At 52.4% G+C, this 8,477-nt stretch carries 5 protein-coding genes; 3 read left to right on the forward strand and 2 right to left on the reverse strand.

What is annotated here, in order from left to right; genetic code table 11:
• Positions 1 to 101: 101 nt before the first annotated feature.
• From ACY2RQ_RS08325 to ACY2RQ_RS08335, 3 genes are all read left to right on the forward strand, one after another.
• A complete protein-coding gene (locus ACY2RQ_RS08325) occupies positions 102 to 935 on the forward strand; it encodes a hypothetical protein (protein WP_490112502.1) in 834 nt (277 codons plus the stop codon).
• Between the two features lie 202 nt (positions 936 to 1,137).
• Positions 1,138 to 1,971 carry a hypothetical protein gene (locus ACY2RQ_RS08330; protein WP_490112503.1) on the forward strand — a complete coding sequence of 278 codons (834 nt, stop codon included), beginning with the start codon at positions 1,138 to 1,140 and terminating at the stop codon, positions 1,969 to 1,971.
• Between the two features lie 202 nt (positions 1,972 to 2,173).
• Complete coding sequence (locus ACY2RQ_RS08335) at positions 2,174 to 3,007, forward strand: hypothetical protein (RefSeq protein WP_490112504.1); 834 nt, start codon at positions 2,174 to 2,176, stop codon at positions 3,005 to 3,007.
• Between the two features lie 181 nt (positions 3,008 to 3,188).
• Here ACY2RQ_RS08335 and parC read toward each other — a convergent pair whose 3' ends face one another.
• Both parC and ACY2RQ_RS08345 read right to left on the reverse strand, forming a co-directional pair.
• Positions 3,189 to 5,441, reverse strand: coding sequence for a DNA topoisomerase IV subunit A (gene parC / locus ACY2RQ_RS08340; protein ID WP_490112510.1), 2,253 nt, complete (start codon positions 5,439 to 5,441; stop codon positions 3,189 to 3,191).
• Between the two features lie 347 nt (positions 5,442 to 5,788).
• The coding region (locus ACY2RQ_RS08345; protein ID WP_490112505.1) for an autotransporter domain-containing protein at positions 5,789 to 8,477 on the reverse strand (2,689 nt) is incomplete at its 5' end.

An 8,477-nucleotide genomic window follows, 5' to 3' on the forward strand; every position in this document is an offset into this window, starting at 1 on the left:
GAGGATACAGTGAAAATACCTGGTTTTCAGATTAGACAACCGTTGATGTGCATTGACTACACTTGCTGTCCTATCCTTTACTGCCTGTTGGATGGTTTGTCATGCGTCTGTTTGTTGTAGTTGTTTGCATACTGGCTGCGTCCAGATCCTGGTCTGGTGAGGTTTCCATCGTCGTTGATTTGCCCATGAAAACCCGGGAAGGGGTTGTCCAGAGTTATGACCAGATCCGGGTTGTTGCAACGCCCTCTTCTCCCCTGCTTTTCCGTTCTCCGCCTTCCTGGCACCTTAAAAACACAGAGGCGGATACAGTATTCCGAGCGGTCAATGCCAGAGCTGACGCCATGCCGGTCGTATACAATACGCAACTGGAGGAAAGGCAGGAATACCAGATTTATCTGAGAACATCAGAGGAAGGCGGCACCTGGTGGCATACAGACCCCTTTACATATGTACCCGGTTCGGGTCAGGACGTTATCTCGGTCACTGGCAGCAACTCTCCTGTTTTTTTGCATTTGAACGGTCAGGCCATGGGCGGTTTTTACGATGACAACGGCTGGGTTAGTGCCTATTTCACATGTGGCAGCCTTGCTTTGTTTTTAGGTGGGTATGGGTGCTCTATTAGTCCCGGGTCCGGTGGCCTTTTACAATATGGAGGTTTTGTATACGCGGGCGCGTCTCTAGGTGCTGCTGGTGGCTCTGGGGCTGTTGATCTGAAGAGCATATGCACACTGATGAAAAAAAACGACACAAAAAGCAGCTTTATCCTTAATTACGGTGGCATCCTGATCACCGAGCATGTAAGTATCACATATAATGCAGGTATTATGGATGCTCCTGAGGTGGCACATGCTCAGCTGTGGGGGGCAACTCTTGGCCTTGGAGCCGTAGAGGGTAATTTTATCACCCATACTGCCTGTAGTTCTCTTTCCCAGTAGCCCTTTCTCACTAGCTCTTTCCCATTAATGACAGGTAATTTTACCTGTATCTGCAGAAAAACAATGTTGAACTGGCCTGCTGACTCTGAGAGCTGGCAGGCGAGGATACAGTGAAAATACCCGGTTTTCAGATTAGACAACCGTTGATGTGCATTGACTACACTTGCAGTCCTATCCTTTACTGCTTGTTGGATGGTTTGTCATGCGTCTGTTTGTTGTAGTTGTTTGCATACTGGCTGCGTCCAGATCCTGGTCTGGTGAGGTTTCCATTGTCGTTGATTTGCCCATGAAAACCCAGCAGGGGGTTGTCCAGAGTTACGACCAGATCCGGATTGTTGCAACGCCCTCTTCTCCCCTGCTTTTCCGTTCTACGCCTTCCTGGCACCTCAAAGACACAGAGGCGGATACAGTATTCCGAGCGGCCAATACCAGAGCTGACGCCATGCCGGGCGTATACAATACGCAACTGGAGGAAGGGCAGGAATACCAGATTCATCTGAGAACACCAGAGGAAGGCGGCACCTGGTGGCATACAGACCCCTTTACATATGTACCCGGTTCGGGTCAGGACGTTATCTCGGTCACGGGCAGCAACTCTCCTGTTTTTCTGCATTTGAACGGTCAGGCCATGGGCGGTTTTTACGATGACAACGGCTGGGTTAGTGCCTATTTCACATGTGGCAGCGTTGCTCTCGGTTTCGGTGGATATGGGTGCACGATTAGTCCCGGATCCGGTGGCATTTTACAATATGGAGGTATTGTAGAAGGGGGCGCGTCTCTAGGTGCTGCTGGTGGCTCTGGGGCTGTTGATCTGCAGCAGATATGCACACTGATGAAAAAAAACGACACAAAAACCAGGTTTTTCCTTGAGTACGCTGGTGTCCTGGTCACCGAGTATGTAGATATCTTCTATAGTGTAGGTCCGATGGACGCTCTTAAGGTGGCACATGTTCAGCTGTGGGGGGCAACTCTTGGCTTTGGAACCGTAGCGGGTAATTTTATCGCCCATACTGCCTGTAATTTTCTTTCCCAGTAGCCCTTTCCCACTAGCTCTTTCCCATTAATGACAGGTGATTTCGCCTGTATCTGCAGAAAAACAATGTTGGACTGGCCTGCTGACTCTGAGAGCTGGCAGGCGAGGATACAGTGAAAATACCTGGTTTTCAGATTAGACAACCGTTGATGTGTATTGACTACACTTGCAGTCCTATCCTTTACTGCCTGTTGGATGGTTTATCATGCGTCTGTTTGTTGTAGTTGTTTGCATACTGGCTGCGTCCAGATCCTGGTCCGGCGAGGTTTTCATTGTCGTTGATTCGCCCATGAAAACCCAGCAGGGGGTTGTCCAGAGTTACGACCAGATCCGGATTGTTGCAACGCCCTCTTCTCCCCTGCTTTTTCGTTCTCCGCCTTCCTGGCACCTTAAAAACACAGAGGCGGATACAGTATTCCGAGCGGTCAATGCCAGAGCTGACGCCATGCCGGTCGTATACAATACGCAACTGCAGGAAGGGCAGAAATACCAGATTCATCTGAGAACACCAGAGGAAGGCGGCACCTGGTGGCATACAGATCCCTTTACATATGTACCCGGTTCGGGTCAGGACGTTATCTCGGTCACGGGCAGCAACTCTCCTGTTTTTTTGCATTTGAACGGTCAGGCCATGGGCGGTTTTTACGATGACAACGGCTGGGTTAGTTCTTATTTCACATGTGGCAGCATTGCTCTCGTTGCCGGTGGATATGGGTGCACGATTAGTCCCGGATCCGGTGGCATTTTACAATATGGAGGTGTTGTAGCAGGGGGCTTGTCTCTAGGTGCTGCTGGTGGCTCTGGGGCTGTTGATCTGCAGCAGATATGCACACTGATGAAAAAAAACGACACAAAAACCAGGTTTCTCCTTCATTACTTTGGCCTCCTGGTCACCGAGTTTGTAGGTATCTCATATAGTTTAGATCAGATGGATGCTCTTAAGGTGGCACATGCTCAGCTGTGGGGGGCAACTCTTGGCATTGGAATCGTAGCGGGTAATTTTATCGCCCATACTGCCTGTAATACTCTTTCCCACTAACCCTTTTCCACTAGCTCTTTCCCATTAATGACAGGTAATTTTGCCTGTATCTGCAGAAAGACAATGTTGGACTGGCCTGCTGACTCTGAGAGCTGGCAGGCGAGGATACAGTGAAAATACCTGGTTTTCTGGGCTTATCTGAGAAGTAAAAGCAGCTGGCAGATATAAAGAGCCGTTCAGATTAATTGTTTACTTCCAGTCTATCCACCTTCTGGAACCCGCGGGGCAGCTTATTGCCCCTGCGACCCCGTTCACTAAGATAATGCTCCAGGTCCGCAGGTTTAAGTGTCAGGTGACGCTTACCGGCGAGGATTGTCAGGCTTTCACTTTCGCCCACCAGGGTCATAGCCACCATAAACTCTTCCCGGCTGGTGGCTCTGGCTGCCGGAATATTAATCAGCTTATTGCCTTTTCCCCGTGCCATAACCGGCAGGTCCTTCAGGGGGAACAGCAGCATACGCCCTTCATTGCTGACAGCTGCAACCAACTGGTTATCCACATCCTGCACCCGTACCGGCGGCATAACTCTTGTGAATTTTGGTAGAGTCAGAGTTGTTTTGCCCGCTTTGTTGCGAGAGTTCATATCCCCGACTGTTGTGACAAAACCATAACCGGCATCGCTGGCCATCAGGTAATGGGTTTTCTCATCATCAATCACTGCCGCTTCAAAGGTTGAGCCTGCTGGAGGGTTAACACGCCCGGTTAACGGTTCACCCTGACTTCTGGCTGAAGGTAAAGTGTGGGTAGTGATGGAATAGGTTCGGCCGGTGGAATCCAGGAATATTGTCACCTGGTTGCTACGGCCTTTTACCGCGAAGCCAAAGCTGTCTCCGGATTTGTAACTGAGTTTGGTTGGATCAATATCGTGGCCCTTGGCAACCCGTACCCAGCCTTTGGCGGACATAACCACAGTCACAGGGTCTGCGCTTAGCAGTTCCGTCTCGGACAGGGCCTGGGCTTCCTTGCGTACGGCAATGGGTGAACGACGGTCGTCTCCAAACTTCTCAGCATCGGCGATGATCTCCTTTTTCATCAGGGTCTTCATACGACGGTCGGAGCTGAGGATAAGTTCCAGGGATTCCCGTTCTTTATTCAGCTCATTCTGTTCAGCACGCAGCCTTTCTTCTTCAAGTTTGGCCAGGTGGCGCAGTTTCAGTTCGAGAATGGCTTCGGCCTGCTTATCGCTCAGGGCAAAGCGATTCATCAATTCCGCTTTGGGATTATCTTCATTACGGATAATCTCAATCACTTCATCAATATTCAGGAAGGCGGTAATCAGACCTTCCAGAATATGCAGACGGGCAAGAATCTTTTCCAGTCGGTGTTTTAAGCGACGAGTGACTGTTGTCTGGCGGTATTCCAGCCATTCCCGCAGCATGGTATCGAGGGCCTTTACCTGTGGACGGCCGTCGATACCGATCATGTTCATGTTTACCCGGTAAGTCCGTTCCAGATCGGTGGTGGCGAACAGGTGGTGCATCAGTTGTTCGGTATCCACCCGGTTGGAGCGGGGAGTAATCACCAGACGGGTTGGGTTCTCGTGGTCGGATTCATCCCGAAGATCGGCGACCATGGGCAGCTTTTTCTTCTGCATCTGGTCGGCGATCTGTTCCAGAATCTTGGCGCCGGACACCTGGTGGGGCAGGGCGGTAATAACAATATCGCCCTGTTCTCTTATATAAACCCCTCGCATCCGCAGGCTGCCGCGACCATTAGCGTACAGCTTTTTAATGTCTTCGTGGGGGGTGATGATCTCGGCGTCTGTGGGGAAATCCGGCCCCTTGATGTGTTGGCAGATATCCTCAAGTTCAGCTTTCGGGTTGTCCAGGATATGAATACAGGCTGCTGCCACTTCCTTCAGGTTATGGGGCGGAATATCTGTAGCCATACCCACGGCAATACCGGTGGTGCCGTTCAACAGCAGGTTGGGCAGACGTGCCGGGAGAGTGGATGGCTCATCCATGGTGCCGTCAAAGTTAGGTGTCCAGTCCACCGTGCCCTGACCCAGTTCCCCCAGCAGTACATCGGCGTATTTGCCAAGGCGGGCTTCGGTGTAACGCATGGCGGCAAAGGATTTGGGGTCATCCGCTGAGCCCCAGTTGCCCTGGCCATCCACCAGCGGGTAACGGTAAGAGAAGGGCTGGGCCATCAGCACCATGGCTTCGTAGCAGGCGCTGTCACCGTGGGGATGATATTTACCCAGTACGTCACCGACGGTACGGGCTGACTTTTTGTACTTGGCGGTGTTTTTCAGGCCAAGTTCACTCATGGCGTAAACAATACGTCTCTGAACAGGCTTCAGGCCATCACCGATATGGGGCAGGGCCCGGTCGAGGATGACGTACATGGAGTAGTTCAGGTAGGCCATCTCGGTGTAGGCCTTGAGCGACTGACGTTCGACGCCGTCATCGCCGATTACAATCTGGTCCGTCATGGGCGGTTCTGTCATGGAAGGTTCCGTAGCATATATTGCTTGAATCCAGCTTCAGGCAGTGAGAACTGATCACTGCCATTCCAAACGGTTGGAATGACTTAATCAGTTGGAACTGGCTCTCAGGCTGCAAACTTTTAACCAATGTTTACCATCAAGTGTGCCAGTTCTGACGGACTATGTCAGTCAGTGGCAGCTAGTGAACAGGCGAAAAAATTATCAGCGGGGAACTTTAGCTCTTCCGCCAGGGAATGGCAGAAAAAGGCGGATAGTGAACTGATGGATAGTGAACTGGTGGCCATAGTTTACGGCCACCAGCGAACCAGACAGACAGGTTTATACAGACAGGTTTACCACTTGAACTTCACATCAAGGCCAAGGGAAGACTTAAATGTTTCGCCATTCAACCGGGTGAAGAAGTTAATATCACCGATGTTCTGGCCGCGACGGCTGCCTTCGATGGTGTAACCCATACGATAGACATAGTTGCCTTCCAACCTGGAGCGAGTGTTCTTGTCTGCAGGGTTGGCACCCAGCAGGTTGTACTCGGTACCCAGACTGGCAGTAAAGCCTCTCAGCTTGTCGATATTGCTCTGGCTGCCCTGGAAGGCCACCAGACCGACAATGCTGTGACGCTCATGGGTGGTATTGTTGATCTGGGTTTTACCTTCAAGGCGCAGGCGCAGCCAGTCCTGGTTGTACTCAAGGCCAGCACCAACATCCTGGGCCAGTTTGTCGTGCAGATCCCCGAACTGCTTGCGCACACCCAGGCTGGCAAAGCTGCGCAGACCTTCATAGGTGTACCCACTTTCGACCCCCAGCGAAACTTCACCGCTGTCGGCCAGAGCCTTTGGCAGAACGCTGTTGAGGGTATTCTTGAACCTGGCCTTCTTAGCCTTACTGCGGCTGGCGGACACGCCGCCGGTGATATTCATATCCCAGTTGGTGTCAGTAAAGTCGATATGGTGCTTACCGGAGACAGAAGCCAGCAGCATCTCCACATCAGTGTTGGCTTTGGCTTTATGGCCTTTCTGCACACTGTGGATATCCATGTCACCGCGACCGTAGCCCAGGGCGATACGGAGGCTGCTGTTGCCTCGGGTCCAGTCGGCATAGGGCACGACAGAGGTCATGGCACGTTCTACCTTGTCATCACGTATACCATCACCATTCAGGGTGGTATCCAGCCTGGAGTGTTCACGACCAACCGCCAGACCAAGACGCCACTCGCTGTCGAGACGAATGTCACCACCCACAAACAGACTGTTGCTGTTGCCTTCGTACTTCACTTTCTTGCCGTGAACCACAGGGTCACCATTGAACTTGAAGTGCGCGGCTTTTGCCCAGATGGTCCAGGGAGAATCCGGAGAACCACCTGCGAATCTGAAGCCTACATCGTTCAGGCTCAGGCTGGTCGTCAGGCGCTCTTTAAAGTCATCAAACCCCAGAGTGTTACTACAGGTACTGCGGGGATTCACAGAGCCAACCCGGTTGGATTCTGGACGACAGTTGGCAGTGGCCAGAGAACGTGCCGCGCCGTTCAGGTGAACCGTCAGCGGGCTGCCATTGAAGGAGAGGCCGCTGACATTGCTGTCGAGGTGGCTATTAATGGCATTGGTGGTGGCGGTCACGGAAGCTACATCAAGAGCTGCCAGGGTAACCTGGGTGGTGTCCTCAGTGATCTCCTCCTGCTCCGGTGCTCTGGCGACAGTTATTTTGAAGGTTGTACTGCTGCGGTCACTATCTCTGTCTGTAGCTGAGTAGGTGAGTGTGGTTGTTCCCACGGTTGTGGGAGTACCCGACAGCGTGCGGGTAGCAGCATCAAACGTCAGACCTGCAGGCAGAGGTGCCAGTGTGTAAGTGATGTTGCCGTCACCACTGTTGGCTTTGGGCAGTACCAGGGCGGTAATAGCTTCCTGCTCGGTGTAGGTTTGATCAGCAACAGCATTCTGGCTAAACACCGGTTTGGCATTACCAACGGTAATGGTCACTGTATCGGTTACAGCCTGGCCAGATGCGCCATTTTCCGGGTCACGTACGGTCAGCTCAAATGTCAGGGGGCCTTCCTTACCCGGAGCGGTAAAGGTAGGCTTCTGAGCTGTCGCATTGGACAGAACCACTTTGGGGCCACCGGTCTGTTTCCACTTGTAGCTCAGAGGTACGCGGGGACCACTCCTGGCGTTCGGGTCATGGTCATTACTGTCGGCACTGTCCAGACTGGCAGAGGCATCCAGGGTGACCTTTTGATCCTGCAGAACTGTTTGATCCTTACCCGCGTTTGCAACGGGCTTGCGGGGCGTGATGGACACCAGCATTGTAGAAGTCGTTGGATTGAGACCCAGGGAATTATTCAGGTCGGTCAGCAGCATGCGATAAACAATTTCAAAACGCACGGGTACCTTGAGCGTTTCCACCTGAACTTTATAGGTATCCTGACCCGCAGCAAAGCTGATAAGTTCATTCAGCTCGTTCTTCACAGTGCGTCCATCAGGCAGCACGTAGTTTGCGATGTGAGTACTGGAGGTAATGGGAGACGGCTGTGATCCGGACCCACCCAGAATACGTACAGCATTGTTAAAAGCTTTCTCCGGTGCTCTGCTCAGGCGAACGGAGAAGGTGCCGGTCTGGCCCTGTTGAATACGGATGTTCTGGGTGCTATAGCCAACGGCCAGAGGGTCCGTATTCACACTGGCGGAAAAAGCACCATCCCCTTCAGCATTCATGGCCGCTACCCGCACCTGGTAACTGGTACCTTCTTTCAGATTCGCAAAGGTTGCAGATGTGTTGGTGCGACCGTTGACAATCTGATCCTTGCCCCAGGCACCACCCTTGCCTTCACGCAGCTGGACGCGATAGCCGGTGATGGCGGGTCTGGCTGGCAGGGCATCGGCTACCGGGTCCCAGTTAACAGTCAGCTGGCGAATACCCGACACCAGACGCACATTGCCGGGAGCCGCTGCGGGTACGGCACTTTGTACAGTGACAACAACCCTGGCAGTGGCATCGATGCTGTTATCAACCTCCCCATCCTCATTTAAA

Source organism: Parendozoicomonas sp. 209JJ7-1 (assembly GCF_058147085.1).